This is a genomic window from Chryseobacterium viscerum, assembly GCF_025949665.1.
Lineage (GTDB): Bacteria > Bacteroidota > Bacteroidia > Flavobacteriales > Weeksellaceae > Chryseobacterium > Chryseobacterium viscerum_A.
This window is the reverse complement of sequence record NZ_JAPDFT010000001.1, coordinates 1,315,884-1,339,769: the sequence shown is the minus strand read 5'-3', so window position 1 is coordinate 1,339,769 and position 23,886 is coordinate 1,315,884. Positions and strand designations below refer to the sequence as shown.

Here is a 23,886-nt window from a genome sequence, read left to right as displayed (position 1 = left end):
AACCCATGAAAACATTGAGAAGAGTACTTGTCCCACTGGCAATACTCCCTTTTAAAAACATTACATATGCCCAGAAAAAGGATAGTATTCCTTTAAAAGTTCGTGCTTTTTTTGCTGATAAAATTCCACAGGCACGAAACTTCAATCTTGAATATACTCTGGTTTCTCCATCCTCTTTCTCTTCGCAGCTTCAGGGAAAGGATATGCCGGATAATAAGGTAAAAAGCTTTCAACAGGTAAAAGCTGATGCCAATATTTATTTTATCAAGAACAGGAGCTGGCTCTTGAGTACTGCCTTAAGCTACCGCTACACTTCGATCAGAAATGAAAACCCTGTTATCCCGGGAATTGAAACTGACGAAAATTTCCACTACCATTCGGAGGCCATCAATCTTACTTATTTTTCAAAACTGCTCAAAAAGACAGCCATCTACTCAGCCAGTATTTCAACGGACGGAAGTGATCAGCATTTTGAACGAATCAGAGGACTGGTAACTGCTTCATTGATTTTAAAAGCAACTCCAAAAATAAAAATGACTCTTGGACTGGCCGGTATTATTGACCCGAGTACCCAAATACCTGTACTTCCTATCTTCACTTATGAAAACAGATTCAATAACGGATGGGTATTGGATGTTCTGCTTCCGAAAAAAGTACTGGTAAGAAAAGATATTTCCTCAAACGGAAGAGTTTCATTGGGGACAGAAATGGATAACACTTCTTTTTACACCTACAGAAATAATAATACGTATGAATTCCGGCAGGTTGCTATCAATTCAGGGGTGATCTATGAGCATAATCTTGGAGGAAATTTCATAGGAACTTTTAAAACAGGGCTTAGAGCCAATATTAATTCCAGAGCTTTTAATAAGCAGGAGTCTTTTAATGATTATATATGGAAAGGAACTTATAAACCTTCATTCTATTTCAATGCCGGAATTTCTTATAATCCTTTTGAGAGACGAAGATCAAAATAAAATCAACAAAGTCATTCTCAGCCTTGTTCAGTTTTAATTTTTACAATATCTGAACTTATTATCAATATTCCCAGACCAGAAGATTAAAAAAAAATTAAAATTTTCACTCTTCAGCATTTAACCATTTTCACAAAATACAATCAAAACTTCAGCTAAACATAAGCTGTTTCACATTCAGGGATTGTATTTCTATCCTTCATGAAAAATCTTATAGTGTATGCACATAGTTGATGAAAAATGATCTCAGGATTTTAATAAGAATATACTAAAGAATATGGCAGTACCCAAACAAATATTTCAGACTTTTATAACTAAAAAACTTCCTCTGATTACGCGTTATCATATCTGGAATATGAAAAGAAAGAATCCGGAATATACGTATTACTTTTATGATGATCAGGATATAGAAAATTTTCTCGAAGAAGAATTCCCGCCCCAATATATTGAGACTTATCGCAAGCTGAGGATTGGTGCTTCAAAAGCAGATTTTTTCAGATATGCTGTTTTATATAAGAAAGGAGGTGTTTATCTGGATATCGACAGCAGTATTATCAAGCCATTCAGAAAGTTGATTAAAGATAATGATGAAGCTGTAATCAGTGTAGAAAGACATGAAAATCTGTATGTTCAATGGGCTCTTATTTTCAATAAAAATCATCCTTTTCTAGAGAAAACACTGGAATTGATGATGGATAATATAAACAGCCACCGCTATCCACATGATATACATTCTACTACAGGGCCTACCGTATTCAGTAATGGAATCAGACAGGCATTAGAAGAAAATCCGACAATTCCCTTTACATTATTTGACGGTATTGAGTTCCGCGGATATTTAAAGTTCAAATATAAACTGGGAAAGTTTTTCTTATACAAAACAAGATCTAAACATTGGAAACAGATGCAAAAGCATCAGGAGATTATTTTTTAATGCGTTCCCATTTTTGAAAATACATTAATAATAACCACCCCGATTACAATCAGAGCAATACCAATAATAGCCGGAAGATCAGGAATCTGCTTGAAGGCGATAACCCCAATCATTGTTATAAAGACAATTCCCACTCCGGACCAGATGGCATAGGTAATCCCTACAGGAATCTGACGAAGGGTAAGACTTAGAAAATAAAAAGCACAGGCATATCCTATGACTGTCACTACGGAGGGCCATAGTTTGGAGAATTCCTCAGATTTTTTCAGAAAACTTGTAGCGATGATCTCAAATACAATAGCCAAAGCAAGAAAAATATAACTGCGTCCCATAAGTTTATTCTTTATACAAAAGTAACAAAGCACTCAGGTAATTCCAAAAAAGAATAGTGGTGAAATGCTCTGTTTATCCAAAGAAAAGAGATATTTCTCTGTCTTTGCTAGTTGTGGAAATTCTAAGTTTTTTAAATCATCAATCATACGATTATACTTCTTACAGGCACTTAATTCATCTTAAGTGCTTTATTTTTAGCTACATTCAACATTTCAAAAGCTTTAAAAAGTATGCCATTATGCAAACTTATTGTTCTGATCTGGCACAAAAAACAATATTTCTTTTTGTCATCAAAAGTGACAGCTGACAAAAATTCCGAATGAAAAACGAGACGAAAAATAAATTTTCTTAACATTAAAATCCTTTTCACGTGAAAAATTTACATTCAAAAAAAGCGGTTTAAAACAATATTATGCCAAGCATTATTTATTGTTTGTTTTATCAACTCCAATATAGAAGTCAGGAAACGGTTAACGTTTTCACATAATTTTACAGAGAGAACAATAAAAGTATTAATAAATTTTCAATAATGCATTAATTTAATGTAAACAAAAATTCACCAATAAATGAACACAAACCGTCGTAATACACTGATATACATCATGAACTTTTACTTTGGCACGTGATTTGAAAGTAGTAATATTGCAATTGAAAGATTGATAAAAAAAAGTCAAATAATTAAAAATAATACAAAATGGTAACTTATATCGGTATCGTAACAGGTTTAGTAGTAATCACTTCATATTTCATGACAGTAAGAAGAGAAAGAAACTAATTCTAAATAAAACAAGCCTATAGAAAATCTATACTAATTATATTGTTTTATGTTTTTAGTCTGAGAGATCGGATTGCTCTTTTACCATCGGGTAAAAGGGCCCAAAAACATAAACAAAAAGATCTTAGTTTCATAACAAATTTTAATATCCAAATGAGAAAAGCCGGTCGCAAGTCCGGCTTTTCTTTTTTATTGGGAGCGTTCTGTAAAAACGCAAAAGGTTTATTTCCCACATATTTCGCAGATTTTCACAGATGCCTGGGGATATTTTTTGTTTTACAGATGTACATTCATAATGTATCATTTATAATTCATTATTCATTTTACGCTGGACCAGATGTTTATTATTATTCAGGATTTTTTTTGACATTCAATAAAGCTTTATCTTTGTTTATTCAATAATCCTTTTAATCGTCATCATGAATCTGTACAATCTTATTATCCAGGATAAGGAACAAGTCAACCTTAATGAAGTATTTCTCGATAAAAACAACAAGGAGCATCTGGTACAGCTTATCAAGGAACACAATTATATTAAAGAGCTGCAGGAGTACGGTCTTCCGGTTAATAATAAGGTTTTGCTTCAGGGAAGTTCGGGATGCGGAAAAACAATGACAGCAAAGGCCATTGCCAATGCCCTGGGAAAAAATATTATTATTTTAAATCTTAGTAATATTGTATCATCCCGCATCGGAGAAACTTCACAGAATATTAAAATGATTTTTGATAAAGCCGCCAGAGAAAGATCTGTTCTTTTTCTGGATGAACTGGATCAGATTGGAAAAGCACGGGGAAGTGATGATAAAGATGTAGGCGAAATGAGAAGGCTGGTGAATACCTTGATTCAATTGATTGACTATTACCCTGAAAATTCTCTTTTAATCTGCGCTACCAATCATCCTGAGATTATTGACACTGCTCTTTTAAGACGTTTCCAGCTAAAGATTAATTATGAGATGCCTTCTGCTGAGATTCTGGATACATTCTACGATCAGCTGCTGGATCAGTTTCCGGAAGAGATGAGAACCATTGAAAGAAAGTACGCTATTTCTTTTGCTGAAGCTAAAGATTATGCCTTAACAGCTGTGAAAGCGGCTTTAATAAAAAAACTGGAAGCTAAAGAAACCATTCCATCATGAAAGACGATATCCTCCACAACCTTGCTGTCATCAATGACCGGATAGAAAATGCATGTGCAAAATCCGGAAGGATTACTGGTGAAGTTAAATTATTGCTGGCTACAAAAACTGTTTCGGCAGAACGTATCAAAATCGCATTGGAACATGGACAGACCTTAATTGCTGAAAATAAAGTACAGGAACTGAAGGAGAAATATGAAGAGCTAAAGGATACCCCTCATGAAAACCACTTTATTGGCCACCTTCAGACCAATAAAATCAAAGATATTCTGAAATATGATGTTACCTGCGTTCAGTCTCTGGATCGTCTGGAACTGGCCGAAAAACTCCACCAAAGACTTTTAACTGAAAACAGAACAATGGATGTTTTAATCCAGGTGAATACCTCCAATGAAGAGAGCAAATTTGGAATTGATCCCAGTGAAGCGATTGAACTTACCCGAAAGATCTCCCACTACTCTACTTTGAAAATAAAGGGTTTGATGACCATCGGTTTATTCAGTGCTGAAAGCGAGAAAGTAAGAGCATGTTTTAAAATCCTTAAAAATCTTCAACAGGATATCATCCGTGAAAACATTCCGAATGTGGAGATGAAAGAACTGTCTATGGGCATGAGCGGAGATCTGGAAACAGCCATTGAAGAAGGAGCTACCATTGTACGGGTGGGAACTGCTGTTTTTGGGGCCAGAATCTACCCGGACAGCTATTATTGGAATGAAGGAAAAACAAATAACCAAGCTTAAAACTATATGTTCCCATTTACTTATACTTTTGAAAAAGAAATCACAAAAGATAAAACTTCTGATCAGGTTATTTACGCAGTACGAGATCTGTTAAAAGAAGAAAGGGTTCAAAATATTCTTTACGGGCCGGAGTTTGTTTCCTTCGATGAAGGTCTTTTCAAAGAAAGATCCAATTGGCACTATTTATCTTTAATTGATAATGGGAAATTCACTTATAATGAAAACAACAAAATACTGACTTACCAAGTAAAGTTATGGAAACTCAATCTCTTTTCGCTTATTTTTCTCATTATTACTATGGTTAATTTTAAAGATATCTTCGGCAATCTGTTTCCTTTTTCAGCACTTTTGATCAATCATTTACTTTGCTATTTTGGAAACCGGGGATTGATAAAGAAAATCGTTTATAAGATTAACGATTTGTCCTAATTGTTTACGTTAAATCATTTATTGCCAACCATCAGTATAGCCAAAAACCTTACAACAAAAGGGTTTTTAAGTCTACAAATCCGGTATACTTTTTGCTGTAAAACTTTCATAACCAAACAAATGCGTTTATGAATAAAAAATTACTCTCGGTCTGTCTGTTTATGGCAGTATTATTCTTTTTTTCATGTGAAAAAGAAAACACACAGATGAAAAGTGGAATTTCAATTGAAACTATTTCAATTATAACCTGCGTAACTATGGGCGTAGCGATTCTGCTTGCCTATAGCTTTAAAAGGAGATAAAAGAATATGACAGAAAACAATAGAACACCTCTCAGTTTTGAGAGGTGATTTTGTTTTAAAAAAGATTCTTAAGCCATTGATATTTCATTAAAATCCAATATATTTCATCATTCTTTTACAACTAACAACCTCATGAAAAAAATACTTCTCTCAGCACTTTTACCTTTGCTTATCTTTAACTGCACCCGCAGGCAAGAGGCTAAAAAAGAAGAGATCATTCAAATTCAGCATACAGAAAAAGATAAAGAAGATGTAAAGCCTACAGCCCCTACTCCGTTTAAATATCTTGCCGATTACCCTGCAATCAAAGATTCTTCGAAGTTTATCCAAAATCTCCGTCAGGCTTTTGATCTTCATATTCATGAAAGCCCATCTCAGCAGGAAAGTGAAAAAATAACAGTATTCAGGAAGGTAAAAATCAATGGTTCAGATGAGGACTATTATTTTATTGAATACGACTGGAAAACCGGATCTACCTCAAAATACCCCTGGAAATATCAGCTGTTGTTAACGAAGAATGGAAAGCTTGTCAAAACATTAGCTGCTGAGCGGTATGAATTTGTTTCAATTTTCCCAAAAGAAAATCCTTTTTTGCTGGCAATCATTGTAACAGGTCATGGAAATGGCGGGCATGAACTTTATAAAGTGTCAGCAGATTCTCTGGAAAATGTATATGAGGGATATTATGACTTTAATCTAAGAACTTATGATGCTCATGAAGATAACAAAGTGTATGAACCGTATGAATTACAATTAAAGATCAAAGACTATAATAATGACAGGGTCAACGATATTGCTTTCAAAGGAAAATCCGTATTAGTCCGTGGGCGGACTCCGGATGGTGACTGGTATGACTTTACAACAATAAATGGTAAGCAGGTCAGTTATTCTGCTGATCACCCTTTTCAAAAAATCCCTGTGGAATATATTTTTCTTTATGATAAAAAATCAGGGCATTTTAAGGCAAAAGAAAATTATGCGGAAAAATATAAAATATATGAATAGAAAATTGAGATTGCTTCGCTACGCTCGCAATGACTGTAAAAAACAAAAATCCCTCTCATTACTGAAAGGGATTTCTTATAGTTAAAAAACTGAGATTACATATAAGCTTCAATCGGCTCACAAGTACATACTAAGTTTCTGTCTCCGTAAGCTTCATCTACTCTTGATACAGAAGCGAAGAATTTGTGGTCCCTTACCCACTCTAATGGATAAGCTGCCTTTTCTCTGCTATATGGTTTATCCCAAGAATCAGAGATTACCAATTGTTCTGTGTGAGGAGCATTTTTCAATACGTTGTTAGCCGCATCTGCTTCTCCGTTAGCAATTTCATCAATTTCTTTTTTGATAGAGATCAATGCTTCTGCAAAACGATCAATTTCAGACTTGCTTTCAGATTCTGTAGGCTCAATCATCAATGTACCTGCAACCGGGAAAGAAACGGTAGGAGCATGGAAACCATAATCCATTAATCTCTTCGCCACATCAGCCACTTCAATTCCTAAAGATTTGAACTGACGGAAATCTACGATACATTCGTGAGCTACTCTTCCGTTTTCGTTTGAATATAAGATAGGGAAATGCTCAGCTAAAATTTCTTTCAGATAGTTAGCATTCATGATAGCGTGTCCTGTAGCCTTTTTAAGACCTTCAGTTCCTAACATTTTGATGTAAGAATAAGAAATATTTAGGATCAATCCTGAACCGTAAGGTGCAGCAGAAATACCTTCAATAGCTTCTTTAGACCCGATTCTGATATTCGCGTTGGAAGGAAGGAAAGGTACTAAGTGTTTAGCTACACAAATTGGGCCTACTCCAGGACCTCCACCTCCGTGAGGAATTGCGAAAGTTTTGTGAAGGTTAAGGTGGCAAACGTCAGCTCCGATGTTTCCAGGACTTGTAAATCCTACCTGAGCGTTCATGTTGGCACCATCCATATATACCTGTCCTCTGTGTTCGTGGATAAGGTTGGTAATTTCTTTAATGTTTGCATCAAAGAATCCGTAAGTAGACGGATAAGTAATCATTACAGCTGATAAGTTTGCTGAATGAAGTTCTGTTTTAGCTTTAAGATCTTCGAAGTCGATTTCACCGTTTTCAAGGTTTTTCACAACTACGATTTTCATTCCTGCCATAGCTGCAGAAGCCGGGTTGGTTCCGTGTGCAGACTGAGGGATCAACACTACATTTCTGTGGTGGTCTCCTCTTGAGATATGGTACTCTCTGATTACCATTAATCCTGCATATTCTCCCTGAGCTCCAGAGTTTGGCTGAAGAGAAGTTCCTGCAAAACCTGTAATTTCTGCTAAGTCTTTCTCTAATTCACGGATCATTTCCTGGTAACCTTCAGCCTGATTTACAGGTACAAATGGGTGAACTGCACCCCAGTTTTCCCATGAAAGCGGTAACATCTGAGTGGCTGCGTTCAGTTTCATTGTACAAGATCCTAAAGAAATCATTGAATGTGTCAATGATAAATCTTTTCTCTCAAGACGTTTGATGTAACGCATCAATTCCGTTTCTGTGTGGTATTTATTGAATACTGATTCCGTAAGAATTTCGTCTTTTCTTAAATTTTCTTCAGGAATGCTGTATCCTTCTTTGATTTCTAATTTGAAAGTCTGCTTGTCTTTAAACTGAGCGAAAGAAGCCATCAGATAGTTTAATTTTTCTAATGTTGTACTTTCGTTGATCGCGATACTTACCACACCTTCTGTAAAATAGTTAAGGTTAAGTTTGTGATCAAGCATCAATCTTACTAATCTTCCTTTTTCATCTTCAGCCATTGTGATTTTCACTGTATCGAAGATTGGCTCTTCTACTACCTGATAACCTAATGCTTTAAGACCATTTTTCAAAGCATTTGCTTTAAAGTGAATCTGATCTGCAATATAGTTTAATCCTTTTGGACCGTGATAAACAGCATACATTCCTGCCATTACCGCCAAAAGAACCTGAGCTGTACAGATGTTTGAAGTAGCTTTCTCTCTTTTGATATGCTGTTCTCTTGTCTGCAGTGCCATTCTTAATGCACGTCTTTCGTACATATCCTGAGAAACTCCGATGATTCTTCCCGGAATATCTCTTTTATAGTCTTCTCTACAAGCAAAGAAAGCTGCGTGAGGACCTCCGTATCCTAATGGAATACCAAATCTCTGTGTAGTACCTACCGCACAGTCAGCTCCCATTTCTGCAGGAGACTTTAGTTTAACCAAAGCCATAGGATCACAAGCAACTGCTACCTGAAGATCCAGTTTTTTGTATTCTACGATATCTTCTGTATAATCTAAAACGATTCCGTTTTTACCAGGATACTGTAATAAAACTCCATAATAAGAACCATCAAACTGGTGTGTTTTATGATCTCCTACTACAATTTCAATTTCTAATCCTTCAGCTTTTGTTTTTAATACAGAAACTGTTTGAGGAAGAACAAGGTCAGAAATGAAGAACTTATTAGCTCCTGCTTTTTTCTGATCTTTCGTTCTGTTGTTGAAGAACATATGCATTGCTTCAGCTGCAGCAGTAGATTCATCCAGCAAAGATGCATTAGCCAATGCAAAACCTGTAAGATCACATACTACCGTCTGGAAATTAAGAAGAGCTTCAAGTCTTCCCTGTGCAATTTCTGCCTGATACGGTGTATAAGCTGTATACCAGCTAGGGTTTTCAAAAATATTTCTCTGGATTGCTGAAGGCAAAAGTGTATTGTGGTATCCAAATCCGATATAACTCGTATAATCTGTATTTTTAGATGCCAATTCTTTTGAATGGTTCAACATTTCGTATTCAGAAAGCGGTTCCGAGATCTCAAGATCTTTCTCTAAACGGATAGAAGATGGAATGGTCTGAGAAATTAACTCTTCAATACTAGAAACGCCAAGTTTCTCCAACATCGCCTGTTTATCGGCTTCATTAAGGGAAATGTGACGGCTCACAAACTGTTCTGTATTCATTTTTATTTATTAGATTTTGTTTGTAAAAAGATGTGTAAAATTACAATTTTTTGAATGATTGTACAAGAGCATATCCGGGGTGATAATTCACAAAAATATTTGTGATTTTTATCACACTTTATTTTTAATAACCTTTTACCATAGTTTATATAAATTCCAACAAACACATTCCCTATTCCATACATAATATGCAACAAAACAATCAATTTACACTCAATAAAATACTGCCATTTTATTTAAAATAATGTGAATTATTCATCAATTCCTATCTTATTGGCTAAACTTATTTTTAAAACATTCTACAATTATTAGTTTTATTCAAAATGTAAACATAAGCTCAATTCAAGGAGAATTCAAGAAGTAATCCGGGATAGAATTCAGGTAAGATCATCCATCAGAAAGCAAGCAATATCTGCTATACATCAGGTTTAAAGAATTTTATGAAATTTTATTAATTATATTTATTCTAAATTAATATATTTGCAGCATGAATATGATTGTCCCTTTTAAAGTTCCGCCTTTGGCACCTTACTCATTCAATAACAAAGAGATGTTTTGTGAAAAGAAATCATGCTGTAAAAAGTTCAAGAAAGGGAAAAGATGCAAAAAATGCCCTGGAAGAAAGAAAATGGCATAAACTAGTTGAAGTTTTTTATCAGCATATAAATAGCAATTGCTAAAATAATAACGCCCCAGATCAGCATCATAATTTTAGGCTGGCCGGATTTGTTAATTCGTGTTCTGGGTTGTGGCTTAAACATTTCTTCCACAGAATTTTTGAATTTTTCAGAATCGTTCTCAAAAACTTCTGTGATGGTAATTCCCTGAACAACGGTTTTGTGCAAAAGAGAATTCGTTGCATGAAGCAGAAGCTGGAATTTTCCGTCTTTAAATTCTGTGATTTTAAAGATTCTCTCTCCATACGGCTTTTCCAATCCAAAAGGCAATACCTTCACCACATCGGCATTACTCGTCTGCCAGTTGATGATAATCTCCTCCCCTTTTTTTGCGTGAATTTTATTCGCTGTAAAAGTTTTGATTGCAGGTGGAATATTATATCTGAAACTTTTTTGATGACTTTCTAAATTCTGATCGTAAGCGCGTCTTCTTACAGAATCACTCAATGTTTCATAAGCTTCCTGAATTTCACGAAAACGGTCAGCAAAAAAATCGTCATTGTCATTTTTATCAGGATGATATTTTAGAGACAGTTTCCGATACGCTTTTTTGACGTCTTCTTCTGAAGCATCCTGGGATATACCGAGAAAATAGTAGTAGTCTTTCATTGAGAAATACAAAAATAAGGATTTATTTTTCTTTGTGTTTGATGTTTATGGTAAAATTTTGATAGAAAAAAAAATCTAAAAGTCATTGCGAATCGAAGATGAAGCAATCTCAATATCGTTTATTATTTTAAGGCTGGAAAGCGCAAAGACGCTAATTCTTTTTCAAACTGTATGTTTTAAGACGCAAAGATTTTATCTTCGATAAAATTGTACTTATCAACAAATGCTGCGAATTGAATGAGTTCAACAGTCCTTTTGTCATTCCGAGCATAGCGAGGAATCTCAACTTTAATTTCTACCCGCAGATTTCACAGATTACGCAGATCATTTCGTAGTAACTTCAATCATAAGAACTAAACGTTAATAGACCAACCAGCATCTATTTCCGGGAAACCCAATCCTTAGTAGGAGTTATCCAATCATTGAGTGCTTTAAAAAGAAAACCATGTTGTAAACCAGTGTTAAGCTCTATTTCTTTAAAATCTTTAATATCAGATCTCATCAATCTCTGTTCCTTTGATAACGGCAGATGCCCGTCATCTGATTTCTCCGTAATGGAAAGAATTCTTCCATAAAGCTTAAAGTTTTTATCTTTTTCCAAAGAATCATCTTTAAAACTCGCTCCAATAATCACAAATTTCAAGTCCGGATTCTTTTCATAATAAGACACATACTGCGCAATATATCCTCCCTGCGAAGTTCCTACAACGGTAATCCTTCCAGCCTGAATTCCTTTTTTCATCAGACTGTCAATCTGCTTTCTCACCTTTCCTGCATACGCTATGGGATCGGTATCTGCTTTTCTTTTCTCAGAAATCACAATCGTATTTTTATCCTTTAATTTATTGAGTATTTCTTCATATTCTGCAACCTCGTATTTTGGGTGCTTCTCCTCTAAAGAATGCCCTTCTAAAAATTTATTATGCAAAAAGAAAACATATTGTTTCTGTCCGGAATACTGCCCATAAATAATGACTGAGAAAAATGACAGCACCGCCATAAAAATATTTCTGATTTTCATAATCTTCTGAGTAATCTTTAATAATAAAGAAACAAATGTAGGACTAAAACATCTCTTAGCAGCTTGTTTTAAATAAAAAATTCCGGCGCGGGAAGCAGAGCTTCCCGCGCCGGAATTAACAATTTCAATTTAGTCTTTACGTATTATGCTTCGCAGGTATTATCCTTTCTGCAGCATCTTGAATGGAATTCTTTTTTGAATTTCCCTTTCAGTTCCTGATATTGCTCATCATTCATTTCTCTGATCTTATCTGCCAGTCCGAAAGGAGATTTCTCCTTGATTCCATATTCATCAAAAATACCTTTGATAAATCTTTTTCTTTGTATTGCTTTTTTAGCGATTAAGGCTACACCCACAACGGCTAATGCTCCAAGAGCTCCTTTTAATGCTGAATTTTTCATTTTTTCAAAATTTTAAATTTTACTACTTCTTGTTTTTTATAGAGACGAATGAATTCTAATTTTACTTTACTACTTCTTTAAAATTTTCAAATTATTCGTTATTTCTGTTGAAGAATCCTCCCGAGCATTTATTTCGCCAAACCTCTTTGAATTTTTCTCTTTCCTCAGGGGACCAGCTTTCCATTTTTTCTCTCATTTTTCTTTCCTTGAAGTCTTTCATTCCTTTACCGAAATGGAAACCTCCGAAAAGAATTTTACTTAGGATCAGTATTCCCATTGCCTGCCAGAAAGTAATCGTTTTCACTCCTAAAATCTCTGGGAGAAGACAATTCCAGAGCAGCATTACAATCCATGTAACAGCGGCTAAAATTAATGGCGGGCATAACAATAAAAAAATCCAACCCTTTTTGTGTTTATGATTCATAATTTCTTTTTCTAACTTTTTAAATCTTCGTATAATTTTCTCAATCTGTTTCTCAAATGCTTCACAGCATAGTTTTTTCTACTGATGATGGTCTTGATGTTTTCTCCCTGTTCATCGGCAATCTCCTGGAGGGTTTTGTCATTCAGTTCATTTTCTACGTAGACCAGCCTTTGTTTTTCGGGAAGTTCATCAAGTGCTTCAAACAGTTTTTTCCAGATCTCATCCTGAAACATTTTCACTTCAGGGCCAGCGCTCTCATCCATCAGAAGAATATCCTTGATAGAAAAACTGCCGTCTTCATCTTCATATACGAAATCTTCAAGATTTTCTGTTTTCTTTTTGCGGTAACGGTCTGTGATTTTATTTGCCGTTACTCTGTATAACCACCCACCAACATTTACGATCTCCGAAATATTCGTAAGGCTACTGAACTGATACCACACTTCCTGCAGAATATCTTCCGCATCCTCCGTGTTTTTCACTTTCGGACGAATATAAGACATCAGCTTCCCTCCGTAGTTGGAAACGGTCTGCGAGATGATGCTTTCTTTCTCTTTCTGTGGCATTGTTATTTTTTCGACAACCTCCATACTGCTATGACGGCTAATCTTTTGGTTTTACTTTAATAAATTTAAAATATTTTTCTTATAATTCAATTTTTCTTTTATTCATCGATATTTTTATCTCTCAAATTATCGCCAAATTATTCATTACTTATTAATCATTGCTTATTTTTTTAAGGAAGCTTTTTCCCGCTATCCGCTCATACTCCTCACACCAAACGATCCCACGCTCTTACCCTCCGACGCTCCCACTCATGTTCCGGGGTAACCGCTGCTATCGGGGCTAAAATGATAAATAACAAATGAAATATTGATGAATGATAAAAACCTTTTTATCCATTCTCAATTTCTAACTTCATCTTAGATTCCTACGGAATAACACAATTGTAATGATAGTTTATCCATACAGCTTGTCATTCCGTAGGAATCTAAACACCTAGTCATAATAACAAAAAAAAGAAACGGAAGACCTTAGCCCTCCGTTTCCACATTATAAAATTATTAGTTACTTATTAAAATTTTCTGCAAAGAATCCTAACATGGATTTATAAAGTTCAATTCTGTTCGGTTCTTTTCCAAATCCGTGCCCTTCATCATATTTTACCAGATAAGGAACTTCAAAACCTTTAGCACGCATTGCTTTTACAATCTGATCAGATTCATTGATGTTTACTCTTGGATCATTAGCTCCCTGCACCACAAATAATGGTTTCTTGATTTTATCAATCTGGAACACGGGAGAAACTTCCTTAGCAATTTTAGCTTCTTCTGGATTATCCAGATCATACCAGATTTGTTTTACCATTTCTTTATAAGGTTTCCAGTATTCCGGGAAAGAAGCAAAGAAGGTAAAAATATTGGATACTCCTACGTAATCCACTCCACAGGTATACAAATCCGGAGTTTTGATCAATCCCATTAATGTTGCATACCCTCCATGGCTTCCTCCGTAAATAGCTACTTTATCTTTATCTACCCATCCCTGTTCAATGGCGTATTTTACACCATCTTCCACATCATCCATGGCTTTTCTTCCGATTTGTTTGTATCCGGCTTTCTGGAATGATTTTCCATATCCTCCTGAAATTCTGAAGTTCACCTGAAGAGTAGCATATCCTCTGCTTGCAAACAATTGTGTTTCCGGATTGAATCCCCAGCTGTCTCTGATTCCCTGCGGGCCGCCATGAGGATTTACAATCAAAGGAACTTTTTTACCTTCCAGTGCTGCTTTAGGCAATGTAATATATCCATGAATGGTCATTCCATCTCTGCTTTTAAATTCGATAGGTCTCATTTCAGCCATATCTTCTTCCTTCAGCTGAGGCATCAGGTTGTAGAGAAGTTTGGTCTGCTTGGTTTTGGTGTCATATTCATAATAGGTTCCGTAGAGCTTATCACTTCCTACCACAACCAGAAGTTTATCATTATTATCATCTGAAGAAGCAATCCCAAATTCCTTATCTCCAAACTGAGCTTTTAATTTGTCATGTATTTCTTTATAAAATTTACTTACCGGAACTGTTTCTCCTTTAGTTCCTTCATAGCTTATAAAATCAAGTTCGTAATTTCTGTTTTTACCGGCAGTGCTTATGGAGCTTACATCATATACAGGATTAGAATAAATCTCTTTTATCACAGCATTTTTTTTCAGATCATACAGCACAATTCTCGCTTTATCGCTATCCAGATTCGTTACTACATACGCTTCATCTTTATTTTTAGAATTTTCATTAAATTCTATAATGCTGAAAGTATCAGACCAATCTGCAGATTTAATCAGATTGAATTTTCCTGTCTGCAGATCTTTATAATAGGTTTTTGTGGTTAATCCGTTTTCAAGAACACTATAACCTCTCAAATTTCCATCTTTATCAAAAAGATAGTCGTCAATAGGACTGTTGACATCTTTATTTTCATATAGCTGGGTCATTTCTCCGGTAACGAAATTGATTTTAAAAGGCTCAAAAATCTGTTTATTATTTTTATTGAGGGTAACTACAACAAAATCCGTATCTTTTATAGGAATAATTGATTGTACTTTTACTCCGTCAAATGGTGTCAAGTCCTTCTGATTTCCACCATCTGCATCTGCAGCATACAAATGAATGTTCTCATTTCCTCCTCTATCCTGAGTGTAGTAAAGGCGTTTTTTGTTCAGCCAGCCATAGCCTCTGATCAGATCATCTTTTTCCACGATGGCTTTGGTAATTTTTCCTGAACTCAGGTCTTTTACATACACGTGGTTCTTTTTATCCTGGTCTTTTTCTTTATAGGAAAGGTATTTTCCGTCAGGAGAAATTTTAAATGCTGAAGCTTTTGGTCTTGCAAAATAGTCTTCCACTTTGTATTTAAAGTTTCCTTTGTCATAAGAAATCAGCTTCTCAAGATTGGCTTTGGAAGATGGCAAAGTAGGATCTCCCGGCAGTTTGGCAGTAGAGCTCTGTGCGTTGGTCATAATGGTAGATAGTACAATAAGGGCTGTACCGAAAATGTTGTGATTTAGGTTCATAACTTCTGTTTTAAAGGTTAAAGTTATAGAAGGCACTCATTTTTAAAACAATAGAAAATAAATGCATTTATATAATAAGACATATTATACCCACAAAACGTTACACTGTTTTTATCAATTAATGAAAAAAATATCAATTATATGAAAAAGACAGCCTTAGTGACTGTCTTTTTTATTTAGTGTAAATATATTCCGAAATACCATGTCCAGACGATTAAGATAATCTGCATGGGAATCCTTTGAGTATAAAAGTACTTCATTCCAGGACCTGTGTAATCGGCTTTAAAAATATTAATCTTTTTCCTGGAAGAATTGATATTGGCTATAAAAACCAGGACATAAAAAACAATGAGTAAAATTGCGGTTATCTCACGAATAGCCGGAATCATAAGCCCAATTCCCGCGGCAATTTCCAGTACTCCTGTACAATAGACCCAAAACATTTTTGCGGGCATAAAATCCGGGATCATCATTTCCATCCCTTTTTGAAACTTAAAATGAGAAAAACCTGTAAATATGATAAATACAGCCATTCCCAGGTTTCCAGAGAATATAAAATCCGGCTTCCCCTGAAACAAAAAAGTCCCTAGTAAAGCCAAAATACATGTTACGAAAAGTATTACGAGTAGTTTCATTTTTTAGTTGATAGATAATAGATAATAGATGATAGGTAGCAGGTGGCAGGGATTAGGGATGGATATCAAGACAACTGTCCTAAACTTTAAACCTTGAACTTTAAACTTTAAACTTTGAACTTCAATCACACAGAATCAAGGCTTACTCCTTCTGCAAGGCTTTTCACAACCGTCAATCCTTTTGTAAAGCCAGTGTTCATATGATCTTCCCATTGTTTTTCAACCTGAACTTCAGCATGAAGTTTTGTTTTCCCTCCAAAGTCTATTAAAAAATATTTTTCAAAGCTTCCGTTCCATTCCATTACTTCTTTGCTTTGAGTGTCTTCTACTCCATTTTTATCTACCATTCCCAGATGTTTAAAAACAATCTGATTGGGTTCTTCCATACTGTCTATAGTTGAAACCATTCCTTCTCCCTCAGCATTAAGAAAATAGGTCTTTCCACCTACCTTCCAATCGGACTTCATAACAGATCCTGCACCGAAAAACCGGGTCCATTCACTATAAGTTTCAGGGTTCCAAAGAATGTCCCATACTTTCTGTAGAGGAGCATCAATTACTGTTTCGTATGATAAGGTTTCCATTTTTTTATTTTTTAAAGTGATTTGGCTATGAATTACTTTCAATATCAGGTGTATTTCAACCTGAGATATTTACAGCTGATTTTCTGAAAGATGCTTAACGATGGTCATCGCTTTTGGAAATTTCTCTTCAAAAAATTCTTTAAATTCCGCAGGGGTCTGAATTTCTGTTTTCAATAGTGTTCCTTCTTCATTTTCTTCAAGAAAATAAGCTTCTGTTGCTTCTCCCCAATCCTGAGGAACTTCAATCCCTTCATAAATTTCTCCCAGGTGCAGAAATTTTATTTCTTCGTTGGGAATAACTTTTTCTACTCTGCTGTACATCCCATTATTTTTGGGATCAAGAAATTTAACAATATTATTCTCTTCGAGCGTTCCTTCATAGAAAGAACCATCTGTAAATGCTGTTGTCCATTGCCTGTATGTAATATCTCCCCAAAGGACACTCCATACTTTTTCAGGTTCAGCATTGATTTCTATTTCGTATGATAATTTTTCCATTATATTTTAGGTGTTTGGTTTTAGGTAATAGGTTGCAGGTGATTGTGTTTGAGGGTTTGAGGGTTAGAGAGTAAGAGTGTATTGAACTGCGATTTTCTAACTTCTAACTTCTGGTTTCCAGTTTCCAGCGTTTCATTCTATCCTCCGACGAAATCACCTCCGTTAATATGAATAATTTCTCCTGTAATATAGCTTGCATCTTTAGAAGCAAGAAATACATAAGCCGGAGCTACTTCCGACGGCTGTCCCGCACGCTTCAGCGGAGTATCTTTTCCAAACCTGGAAAGGTCATCAAAAGCTTCTTTCACAAGCGGAGTCCAAATAGGTCCGGGTGCAATTCCATTCACCAGAATTCCTTTTCCGGCAAGATTATCCGCCAATGAACGGATAAAAGACAACACCGCTCCTTTTGTAGCCGCATAGTCAAGTAAATGATCACTTCCGCGGTACGCTGTGACAGAGGTTGTACAGATAATTCTTCCTCCTTTTCCGATCAGCGGAAGAAAATTTCTGGTGAAAGAAATCATAGAAATGATATTGGTATCAAATGTTTCCTGAATCTGTTCATCAGAGATTTTTTCCAGACTGCTTTTAGAGGTATGAATTCCGGCATTATTAACCAGAATATCAAGTTTCTTCCATTCTTTTTTAATCTTGTCCGCACATTTGGTTCTGAATACTTTCCGGGTAAGATCACCTTTTATAAGTAAGCACTTCTGTCCCTCTTTTTCAACCAGTTTTTGGGTTTCTTTGGCATCATCATTACTTTCTTTATAGATAATAGCAACGTCTGCTCCTTCTCTGGCAAAATGAACGGCTACAGCCTGTCCTATGCCGCTGTCTCCCCCGGAAATAACTGCTTTTTTACCCTTCAGCTTCCGGCTTCCCTGATAATCGTTCCGGATAATTTCCGGAAACAGCCCTTCTTTAGGGACTTTTGACTTAGATTCTGATTTGTTCTGTGTCTTCATATGCAAATCTTTTCTCTAAAGTACATCAAACAATACGCCGAAACAGATTAAGAATTATATGCATCTTCCAGATCCTGGATGATAATTTTCTGCATTTTCATCATTGCCTGAACCACTTTATAAGCTTTTTCCTGATTGGAATCGTTCATTAGCTGAATAAGTCTTTTAGGCACTATCTGCCAGCTCAATCCATATTTATCTTTCAGCCAGCCGCACATACTTTCCCTGCCGCCGTCTGCTGTCAGCGTGTTCCAGTAGTTATCGGTCTGCTGCTGGTCATCTGTCATTACCACCAATGATATTCCTTCATTGAAGTCAAACTGGTGATCATAAGAATTATCCATGCAGAATAAGCTGTAATTGTCTATCATAAAATGAGCATGCTGAACATTTTCTGCCGGTTCCGGGATATCGTGGCCTTCACTTCCTGCTCCATAGGTCAATATGTTTCTTATGCTTGAATTGGGGAATGTTTTGGTGTAAAGTTCCATTGCCTCTTTTGCTTTTCCGTTGTTCTGATGGATGAACATCAAAGTAGGTATGATCTTTTGTTCACTTTCTTTTTCGCCCAAAAACAACTGCCACGTTACTCCATATTGATCCTGAACCCAGCCATATTTTTTACTCCATGAGTAAGATCCCAGCTCCATCAAAGCCAGCCCGCCATCCAACAGCGTATCCCAGTATTTTTGAACCTCATCTTCTGTTTCACAAATTACCATGAAAGAGATGGAAGGATTTTTTTTGAATTGCGGACCGCCGTTCAAAAGCATTACTCTTTGTCCAAACAAGTCAATATTCATTACCACGGGTGTATCTGCAGTGATTTCACCTCCAAAAACTTTACAATAAAATTCTGCAGACTGCTTGGCGTCTCCATCATACCAGAGACATGGGAAAATATCGTTATTCATACTTTTAAATTTTAACAGGGATAATGTATTTATATTTTTAAATTCTCTATACAACAGCAAAAGAAATCTTATGCCTTTGCATTTAAACGATATGATTCCGCTTTATTGCAATGACACTGCAAAATTTTCCAGTTGTATACTTATTATGCTTCTTTAAAACAGACCTGATTTTCTTTCATATAATTCTTCAGTTTCACCATCGTATTTTTCCCGAAACCATGCAGCTGCATAATTTCCTTCTCGGAATAATCTGAAAGTTTTTCCAAAGAATTTATTTTTTCTTTTTCTAAGGCTCTTCTCGCAGGTATTGCAATCACTCCGTGAAGGAACTGTTCTGCAGAGTCATAATTAAAAGCATAAATGGAGTTTAAACTCTTGGACATGATAACTAGATTGATCATGGCTACAAAAAATAGTGTTAATGATTCTCAACATACTTGTGGAAATTATTAAGAATAGCATACCAGCCATCCCGTTGCATTTCCACAGAATTTTGTTTTTCCGGATCGAAAATTTCAATAACTTTCGTTGTGTTTTCATCTATTTTATCGAAAACAACTTCTACTTTCCGTCCGTCCTCCATATGATATTTGATCACTTCGTGAGGAATAATTTCATCATAAACTCCTTCAAAATCAAATCCGAAACTTTTGTCTTTCGCTTCCATTCTGTTTTTGAATTTGCCTCCTACTGTAAGATTATTTTCAGAACTAGGGCACTGCCAGGTTTCATGGGCAAAATTCCATTTTGTGATGTGCTTTGGCTCATTGAAATAATTCCAGACTTTTTCAACGGGTGCTAAAATTGTAATGTCTATTTTAATTGGATCCATAGTTCTGTTTTTTATAGTTAGAATAAAGAGCTGCCCAAAAAAATGGGCACCTCTTTTTATAATTAGTTAAATATAGGATTATTTTGCGTATTCATCATTATAGTTCACCATCCAATGAACACCATATTTATCCTGAAAGCATCCGAAATAGTCTCCCCAAAACTGATCTTCAATTGGCATTTCTACATTTCCACCATCAGAAAGTTCTTTAAAAATTCTGTCAGCCTCATTTCTGGAGTCCGGGAAAATAGAAACATAATTGTTATTTCCTACCGTAAGCGTCTGCCCAAAACCGGGTACAATATCTGATGCCATTAAAAGGTCACCTCCAATAGGCAAAGCAATGTGCATTACCCTGTTTTTTTCTTCTTCTGAAAGGTTTTCTGTACCAGGAGCATTTCCCATTTTATGAATTCCTCCGACGAATTCACCACCGAAAACAGTTTTGTAAAAATTGAACGCTTCTTCAGCTGTTCCATCAAAATTCAGATACGGATTTAATTTAGCCATGATTTTTAATTTTAAAGTTATTATTATAAGATATAGTTTCTACTGATGATCCGTTAAGGATTAATTAATTTAATATGAATAAAACACTTAGTGGTTTATAAATTTTTCTACTTCTCTGACGGTAAAGTCTATTAAGTTGGTATCCATACTTCCGTCAAAGTCAGGCATCATATAGACACCGTGAGTTGCGGGAAGTATCATTAACCGGGAGCCTTTTACCAGGCGCCACATTGCTGCAGCATGTTCCGGTTTCATGACGTCCTGGTCACCGCTGATGAATAATGTTGGTGATTTGATAGAAGCCAGTACCTCATCATTCCAGTCTTGAAATGTCTGCATCCTTGTGCAGTCTTTCTCAAAAAGATTTTCCAGTTTTGAGAAATCTGGATTAAGATTTAAAAAATTAATTTTGAAAGGTTCCGGCATCGAATCAAAAGTGGCATCCTGCATTCCTTCAAAAAAACCGTCTATCATTCCGCTTCTTTTATAAAAAGCTGAGGCAACAACCAGTTTTTCAACGATTCCGGGATGGCGGTGCCCAATCTGCATTACGGTACTTCCTCCATTACTGAAGCCCCAGAAAGAAGCTTTTCCAATGTTAAGCTCTGCCAGTACTCCGGCTACATCGTCTGCATCTTGTTCAAAAGTTTCAGGAATATCGCGGTGTTCACTTCGTCCATGGTTTTGCAGGTCTATTCCTATGAGCTGAAACTTATCTTCCAGTCTTGCAATAACTTCTTTAAAATCATACAAAATGGAAGAACCTCCTCCATGAATTAAAACCAAAGGTTTTCCTGATCCATAGATCTCATAATACAATTGGATTCCGTTGACTTTCTTATAGCCTGTTTCTACTGGATTCATTATTAATATTTAAGATTTTCGTCCACATCGTATTTCATTCCCGGATAGTTCAGAATTCTGCGCATCAGGCCTATCTGTCCGCAGAGATAATCTTCGCGGCCAATACACATTCCTACAAAATTGAGTTTTGTTTCTTTAATGAAAGGAATATTCATTCCTATCTCAAATATTTCATCCAGTTCTTCATCAGTTACTTCATGAAGTCTTTGGAATACTTTAGAGGAAATTTTATGAAAGTTTTCTTTTAGTTCAACTAAAGTTGGATATTTAAAGCTTTCATCCAATGCTTTTCCCTGGAAAAACAAGTCACTGTAAGGGTCTTCTTCCTGTACCCCAAGTACCCATCCAAGGCCATAACGCATGTTGACAAAGTTTCCTGCCATCCACACAATATGATTGGTTTTATTTTCAATTCTTTTCAACGCGTCTTCTTCCGAAATGCCGTCTAATACATTCATAAAGCTTTGGGAATGCATTCTGTAAGCAGGAATAACGAGTTCCATTTTTTTTGATTTTGGTGTGTCCATTTTATTTTAAAGATTAGAAGTTAGAAATTAAAGGTTAGAATGTTAGAGAAACGTAAAGGCGCTAAGTTTTTACAAACTATATGCTTTTTAAGGCGCGAGGGTTTTTATCTTCGATAAAATTGTACTCATGTAAAAGATAATACCGATATTTAAACCGAACACTTGTCAGAACAAAGTGAGGAATCTAAATTTTAGGTTTTCTCGCAGATTTCGGAGATTGTGCAGATTGATTACAGGTAATTATTTTGCTTACTCTGTTTTTCGCATTTCTTACAATGTGAGAAATCTAAAAATAACCTTTTATTTTATGGCGCCCGGTTTTCCTAAAATCCTGCGGAGGTAACCTAGCTGCCCGCTGTGATAAATTTCATGAAGGCTCAGCGTTGAAATATCATTTACCATTTCAGATTTAAAGCTGTCAAGAGTCCCGAGTTTCGCTTCCAGTTTATCCTGAGATTGTTTCAGATAGGATTTTAAATCTTCAAAGCTGACCAATTCATCTTTCCGGTCCAAAGGAATTTCTCCTCTGTTATAAAAAGAAAACTTTTCACTGTCCCAGACAGATTCTTCTCCTAAAATATTCAGTAAAGGATTTCTGATGTAGATCAAATGTCCAAGAATCCAGTTCATACAATTGGCTTCACCATTAGGAAAAATCATAGATTCTTCGTGGGTAATGCCGTCTATATTCAAAGTAATCACATAATAGTTACTGGTTATCTGATTTTTGATGATTTCTATATCATTAGACTTCGTTTCCATTTGATGTATATTTTATGGTGTTAACGATTATTGAGCAGGCATCTGAGAGACGTCTCCATGCATTACTTCCCACTGATGGCCGTTGATATCTGCAAAACTGCTTTGATACATCCATCCATAATCTACGGGATCACTGTATTTTGAACCTCCGTTTTCAATAGCTGTTTTTACCATACCATCTACTTCATCCCGGCTGTTTACGCCAATGGCAAGAAGCACCTGCGTAGTATCTCCTTTGGCAAAAGGTCTGTTGGTAAAAGTTTGGAAGAACTCTTCTTTAAGAAACATTGTATAGATATGATTTTCTTTCATTACTACACATATTGCCTTCTCATCTGAAAACTGTTCATTGATAGAAAAGCCAAGCTTCGTCCAGAATTCTCTGGTTTTTTGTACGTCTTTTACGGGTAAATTGACGTAAATATCAGTAATATTCATTTTGTAAAATTTAGTGGTGATTGTTATCCAAAATTACCAGGATATGGTAAGAATGTGCTTGTCATAGGACAAGATTTAATTTTTACTTGGATTTAAATTATTCTGCCGGCATTTGAGACATATCGGCAAAAGTGATATTCCAGCCGTGTCCGTCCAGATCCCAGAAAGAATTCTGATACATCCAGCCGTAATCCTGAGGTTCTTCATGCTGCCGCGCTCCGTTTTCTACAGCGGTATTCACTATTTTATCTACTTCTTCACGACTATTCAAACCTACTGCTACAAGAACCTGACTGGTATTTTCTTTAGCAACAGGTTTATTGGTGAAGGTCATAAAATAATCTTCCTGCAGAAACATTACGTAGATCATATCATTCAAAGCAACGCAGGCTGCTTTATCATCAGAGAATTGTTCGTTAATCGAAAAACCTACCTTGGTCCAGAATTCTTTTGTTTTCTGTACATCTTTTACAGGAAGGTTCACATAAATTTGATTGACTTTCATTTTTTGTAATTTTAGTGTTAAACTGTAATCCAAAATTACCGAGGTGCAATGAAA

General features: G+C 35.6%; 27 protein-coding genes. 6 read left to right on the top strand and 21 right to left on the bottom strand.

Translation table 11 applies throughout. From position 1 onward, the window contains the following. Positions 1-5 precede the first annotated feature (5 nt). Positions 6-977: a DUF6268 family outer membrane beta-barrel protein gene (locus OL225_RS06050; protein WP_264517637.1), complete on the top strand. Its 972-nt coding sequence runs from the start codon at positions 6-8 to the stop codon at positions 975-977. Positions 978-1,251: 274 nt separating this feature from the next. After that, entirely contained in the window at positions 1,252-1,908 is a 657-nt protein-coding gene (locus OL225_RS06045; protein ID WP_264517636.1) for a glycosyltransferase family 32 protein, read from the top strand. On the opposite strand, the gene OL225_RS06040 is transcribed toward OL225_RS06045, so the two are convergent. Next, positions 1,905-2,240: a DMT family transporter gene (locus OL225_RS06040; RefSeq protein ID WP_264517635.1), complete on the bottom strand. Its 336-nt coding sequence runs from the start codon at positions 2,238-2,240 to the stop codon at positions 1,905-1,907. The two genes, OL225_RS06045 and OL225_RS06040, sit on opposite strands and share 4 nt — an antisense overlap. Before the next feature lie 1,195 nt (positions 2,241-3,435). Between OL225_RS06040 and OL225_RS06035 the strand changes: the two genes are divergently transcribed. The 4 genes from OL225_RS06035 (at position 3,436) to OL225_RS06020 (ending at position 6,634) form a co-directional block, all read left to right on the top strand. Next, the gene (locus OL225_RS06035; RefSeq protein ID WP_264517634.1) at positions 3,436-4,155 is read left to right on the top strand and encodes an AAA family ATPase; all 720 of its coding nucleotides are present in this window, start codon (positions 3,436-3,438) and stop codon (positions 4,153-4,155) included. Further along, positions 4,152-4,898, top strand: coding sequence for a YggS family pyridoxal phosphate-dependent enzyme (locus OL225_RS06030; RefSeq protein ID WP_264517633.1), 747 nt, complete (start codon positions 4,152-4,154; stop codon positions 4,896-4,898). Before OL225_RS06035 ends, OL225_RS06030 begins: the two co-directional genes overlap by 4 nt. Before the next feature lie 6 nt (positions 4,899-4,904). Continuing rightward, the gene (locus OL225_RS06025; RefSeq protein ID WP_047377574.1) at positions 4,905-5,327 is read left to right on the top strand and encodes a hypothetical protein; all 423 of its coding nucleotides are present in this window, start codon (positions 4,905-4,907) and stop codon (positions 5,325-5,327) included. A 434-nt stretch (positions 5,328-5,761) separates the two neighbouring features. Next, positions 5,762-6,634 carry a hypothetical protein gene (locus OL225_RS06020; RefSeq protein ID WP_264517632.1) on the top strand — a complete coding sequence of 291 codons (873 nt, stop codon included), beginning with the start codon at positions 5,762-5,764 and terminating at the stop codon, positions 6,632-6,634. A gap of 95 nt (positions 6,635-6,729) precedes the next feature. On the opposite strand, the gene gcvP is transcribed toward OL225_RS06020, so the two are convergent. The 20 genes from gcvP to OL225_RS05920 form a co-directional block, all read right to left on the bottom strand. Then, positions 6,730-9,588, bottom strand: a complete 2,859-nt coding sequence (gcvP, locus tag OL225_RS06015; protein ID WP_264517631.1) for an aminomethyl-transferring glycine dehydrogenase — start codon at positions 9,586-9,588, stop codon at positions 6,730-6,732. A 638-nt stretch (positions 9,589-10,226) separates the two neighbouring features. Then, entirely contained in the window at positions 10,227-10,874 is a 648-nt protein-coding gene (locus tag OL225_RS06010) for a J domain-containing protein (RefSeq protein WP_264517630.1), read from the bottom strand. A gap of 379 nt (positions 10,875-11,253) precedes the next feature. Then, positions 11,254-11,895, bottom strand: coding sequence for an alpha/beta hydrolase (locus tag OL225_RS06005; RefSeq protein WP_264517629.1), 642 nt, complete (start codon positions 11,893-11,895; stop codon positions 11,254-11,256). Positions 11,896-12,038: 143 nt separating this feature from the next. Further along, positions 12,039-12,296 carry a hypothetical protein gene (locus OL225_RS06000; protein WP_047377578.1) on the bottom strand — a complete coding sequence of 86 codons (258 nt, stop codon included), beginning with the start codon at positions 12,294-12,296 and terminating at the stop codon, positions 12,039-12,041. A 91-nt stretch (positions 12,297-12,387) separates the two neighbouring features. Continuing rightward, a complete protein-coding gene (locus OL225_RS05995; protein ID WP_047377579.1) occupies positions 12,388-12,720 on the bottom strand; it encodes a hypothetical protein in 333 nt (110 codons plus the stop codon). Positions 12,721-12,731: 11 nt separating this feature from the next. Continuing rightward, positions 12,732-13,286 (bottom strand): RNA polymerase sigma factor, encoded by a 555-nt coding sequence (locus OL225_RS05990; protein ID WP_185145132.1) that lies wholly within the window; start codon positions 13,284-13,286, stop codon positions 12,732-12,734. Between the two features lie 502 nt (positions 13,287-13,788). After that, entirely contained in the window at positions 13,789-15,792 is a 2,004-nt protein-coding gene (locus OL225_RS05985; RefSeq protein WP_264517628.1) for a S9 family peptidase, read from the bottom strand. A 176-nt stretch (positions 15,793-15,968) separates the two neighbouring features. Beyond that, complete coding sequence (locus tag OL225_RS05980) at positions 15,969-16,427, bottom strand: DoxX family protein (protein ID WP_264517627.1); 459 nt, start codon at positions 16,425-16,427, stop codon at positions 15,969-15,971. Positions 16,428-16,552: 125 nt separating this feature from the next. After that, complete coding sequence (locus OL225_RS05975; protein WP_047377583.1) at positions 16,553-17,011, bottom strand: SRPBCC family protein; 459 nt, start codon at positions 17,009-17,011, stop codon at positions 16,553-16,555. Positions 17,012-17,080: 69 nt separating this feature from the next. Further along, complete coding sequence (locus OL225_RS05970) at positions 17,081-17,509, bottom strand: ATPase (protein ID WP_047377584.1); 429 nt, start codon at positions 17,507-17,509, stop codon at positions 17,081-17,083. A gap of 137 nt (positions 17,510-17,646) precedes the next feature. Further along, positions 17,647-18,480, bottom strand: a complete 834-nt coding sequence (locus tag OL225_RS05965) for an SDR family oxidoreductase (RefSeq protein WP_264517626.1) — start codon at positions 18,478-18,480, stop codon at positions 17,647-17,649. Positions 18,481-18,527: 47 nt separating this feature from the next. Further along, the gene (locus OL225_RS05960) at positions 18,528-19,394 is read right to left on the bottom strand and encodes a VOC family protein (protein ID WP_264517625.1); all 867 of its coding nucleotides are present in this window, start codon (positions 19,392-19,394) and stop codon (positions 18,528-18,530) included. 143 nt (positions 19,395-19,537) lie between these two features. Further along, positions 19,538-19,777 carry a hypothetical protein gene (locus OL225_RS05955; RefSeq protein WP_264517624.1) on the bottom strand — a complete coding sequence of 80 codons (240 nt, stop codon included), beginning with the start codon at positions 19,775-19,777 and terminating at the stop codon, positions 19,538-19,540. A 35-nt stretch (positions 19,778-19,812) separates the two neighbouring features. Beyond that, the gene (locus OL225_RS05950) at positions 19,813-20,226 is read right to left on the bottom strand and encodes an SRPBCC family protein (RefSeq protein ID WP_047377587.1); all 414 of its coding nucleotides are present in this window, start codon (positions 20,224-20,226) and stop codon (positions 19,813-19,815) included. A 78-nt stretch (positions 20,227-20,304) separates the two neighbouring features. Beyond that, positions 20,305-20,736, bottom strand: coding sequence for a VOC family protein (locus tag OL225_RS05945; protein WP_047377588.1), 432 nt, complete (start codon positions 20,734-20,736; stop codon positions 20,305-20,307). Positions 20,737-20,823: 87 nt separating this feature from the next. Next, entirely contained in the window at positions 20,824-21,600 is a 777-nt protein-coding gene (locus OL225_RS05940; RefSeq protein ID WP_264517623.1) for an alpha/beta fold hydrolase, read from the bottom strand. Positions 21,601-21,602: 2 nt separating this feature from the next. Beyond that, positions 21,603-22,103: a DinB family protein gene (locus OL225_RS05935; protein ID WP_264517622.1), complete on the bottom strand. Its 501-nt coding sequence runs from the start codon at positions 22,101-22,103 to the stop codon at positions 21,603-21,605. Positions 22,104-22,427: 324 nt separating this feature from the next. Continuing rightward, entirely contained in the window at positions 22,428-22,889 is a 462-nt protein-coding gene (locus OL225_RS05930; RefSeq protein ID WP_264517621.1) for a hypothetical protein, read from the bottom strand. 27 nt (positions 22,890-22,916) lie between these two features. Next, positions 22,917-23,327 (bottom strand): VOC family protein, encoded by a 411-nt coding sequence (locus OL225_RS05925; protein ID WP_047377592.1) that lies wholly within the window; start codon positions 23,325-23,327, stop codon positions 22,917-22,919. 97 nt (positions 23,328-23,424) lie between these two features. Further along, complete coding sequence (locus OL225_RS05920; protein WP_047377593.1) at positions 23,425-23,832, bottom strand: VOC family protein; 408 nt, start codon at positions 23,830-23,832, stop codon at positions 23,425-23,427. Positions 23,833-23,886 lie beyond the last annotated feature (54 nt).

What these genes read in the sequence shown, in the direction of transcription:
- OL225_RS06050 (WP_264517637.1), top strand. Translation starts at nt 6, where the DNA reads ATGAAAACATTGAGAAGAGTACTTGTCCCACTGGCAATACTCCCTTTT.
- OL225_RS06045 (WP_264517636.1), top strand. Translation starts at nt 1,252, where the DNA reads ATGGCAGTACCCAAACAAATATTTCAGACTTTTATAACTAAAAAACTT.
- OL225_RS06040 (WP_264517635.1), bottom strand. Translation starts at nt 2,240, where the DNA reads ATGGGACGCAGTTATATTTTTCTTGCTTTGGCTATTGTATTTGAGATC.
- OL225_RS06035 (WP_264517634.1), top strand. Translation starts at nt 3,436, where the DNA reads ATGAATCTGTACAATCTTATTATCCAGGATAAGGAACAAGTCAACCTT.
- OL225_RS06030 (WP_264517633.1), top strand. Translation starts at nt 4,152, where the DNA reads ATGAAAGACGATATCCTCCACAACCTTGCTGTCATCAATGACCGGATA.
- OL225_RS06025 (WP_047377574.1), top strand. Translation starts at nt 4,905, where the DNA reads ATGTTCCCATTTACTTATACTTTTGAAAAAGAAATCACAAAAGATAAA.
- OL225_RS06020 (WP_264517632.1), top strand. Translation starts at nt 5,762, where the DNA reads ATGAAAAAAATACTTCTCTCAGCACTTTTACCTTTGCTTATCTTTAAC.
- gcvP (WP_264517631.1), bottom strand. Translation starts at nt 9,588, where the DNA reads ATGAATACAGAACAGTTTGTGAGCCGTCACATTTCCCTTAATGAAGCC.
- OL225_RS06010 (WP_264517630.1), bottom strand. Translation starts at nt 10,874, where the DNA reads ATGAAAGACTACTACTATTTTCTCGGTATATCCCAGGATGCTTCAGAA.
- OL225_RS06005 (WP_264517629.1), bottom strand. Translation starts at nt 11,895, where the DNA reads ATGAAAATCAGAAATATTTTTATGGCGGTGCTGTCATTTTTCTCAGTC.
- OL225_RS06000 (WP_047377578.1), bottom strand. Translation starts at nt 12,296, where the DNA reads ATGAAAAATTCAGCATTAAAAGGAGCTCTTGGAGCATTAGCCGTTGTG.
- OL225_RS05995 (WP_047377579.1), bottom strand. Translation starts at nt 12,720, where the DNA reads ATGAATCATAAACACAAAAAGGGTTGGATTTTTTTATTGTTATGCCCG.
- OL225_RS05990 (WP_185145132.1), bottom strand. Translation starts at nt 13,286, where the DNA reads ATGCCACAGAAAGAGAAAGAAAGCATCATCTCGCAGACCGTTTCCAAC.
- OL225_RS05985 (WP_264517628.1), bottom strand. Translation starts at nt 15,792, where the DNA reads ATGAACCTAAATCACAACATTTTCGGTACAGCCCTTATTGTACTATCT.
- OL225_RS05980 (WP_264517627.1), bottom strand. Translation starts at nt 16,427, where the DNA reads ATGAAACTACTCGTAATACTTTTCGTAACATGTATTTTGGCTTTACTA.
- OL225_RS05975 (WP_047377583.1), bottom strand. Translation starts at nt 17,011, where the DNA reads ATGGAAACCTTATCATACGAAACAGTAATTGATGCTCCTCTACAGAAA.
- OL225_RS05970 (WP_047377584.1), bottom strand. Translation starts at nt 17,509, where the DNA reads ATGGAAAAATTATCATACGAAATAGAAATCAATGCTGAACCTGAAAAA.
- OL225_RS05965 (WP_264517626.1), bottom strand. Translation starts at nt 18,480, where the DNA reads ATGAAGACACAGAACAAATCAGAATCTAAGTCAAAAGTCCCTAAAGAA.
- OL225_RS05960 (WP_264517625.1), bottom strand. Translation starts at nt 19,394, where the DNA reads ATGAATAACGATATTTTCCCATGTCTCTGGTATGATGGAGACGCCAAG.
- OL225_RS05955 (WP_264517624.1), bottom strand. Translation starts at nt 19,777, where the DNA reads ATGTCCAAGAGTTTAAACTCCATTTATGCTTTTAATTATGACTCTGCA.
- OL225_RS05950 (WP_047377587.1), bottom strand. Translation starts at nt 20,226, where the DNA reads ATGGATCCAATTAAAATAGACATTACAATTTTAGCACCCGTTGAAAAA.
- OL225_RS05945 (WP_047377588.1), bottom strand. Translation starts at nt 20,736, where the DNA reads ATGGCTAAATTAAATCCGTATCTGAATTTTGATGGAACAGCTGAAGAA.
- OL225_RS05940 (WP_264517623.1), bottom strand. Translation starts at nt 21,600, where the DNA reads ATGAATCCAGTAGAAACAGGCTATAAGAAAGTCAACGGAATCCAATTG.
- OL225_RS05935 (WP_264517622.1), bottom strand. Translation starts at nt 22,103, where the DNA reads ATGGAACTCGTTATTCCTGCTTACAGAATGCATTCCCAAAGCTTTATG.
- OL225_RS05930 (WP_264517621.1), bottom strand. Translation starts at nt 22,889, where the DNA reads ATGGAAACGAAGTCTAATGATATAGAAATCATCAAAAATCAGATAACC.
- OL225_RS05925 (WP_047377592.1), bottom strand. Translation starts at nt 23,327, where the DNA reads ATGAATATTACTGATATTTACGTCAATTTACCCGTAAAAGACGTACAA.
- OL225_RS05920 (WP_047377593.1), bottom strand. Translation starts at nt 23,832, where the DNA reads ATGAAAGTCAATCAAATTTATGTGAACCTTCCTGTAAAAGATGTACAG.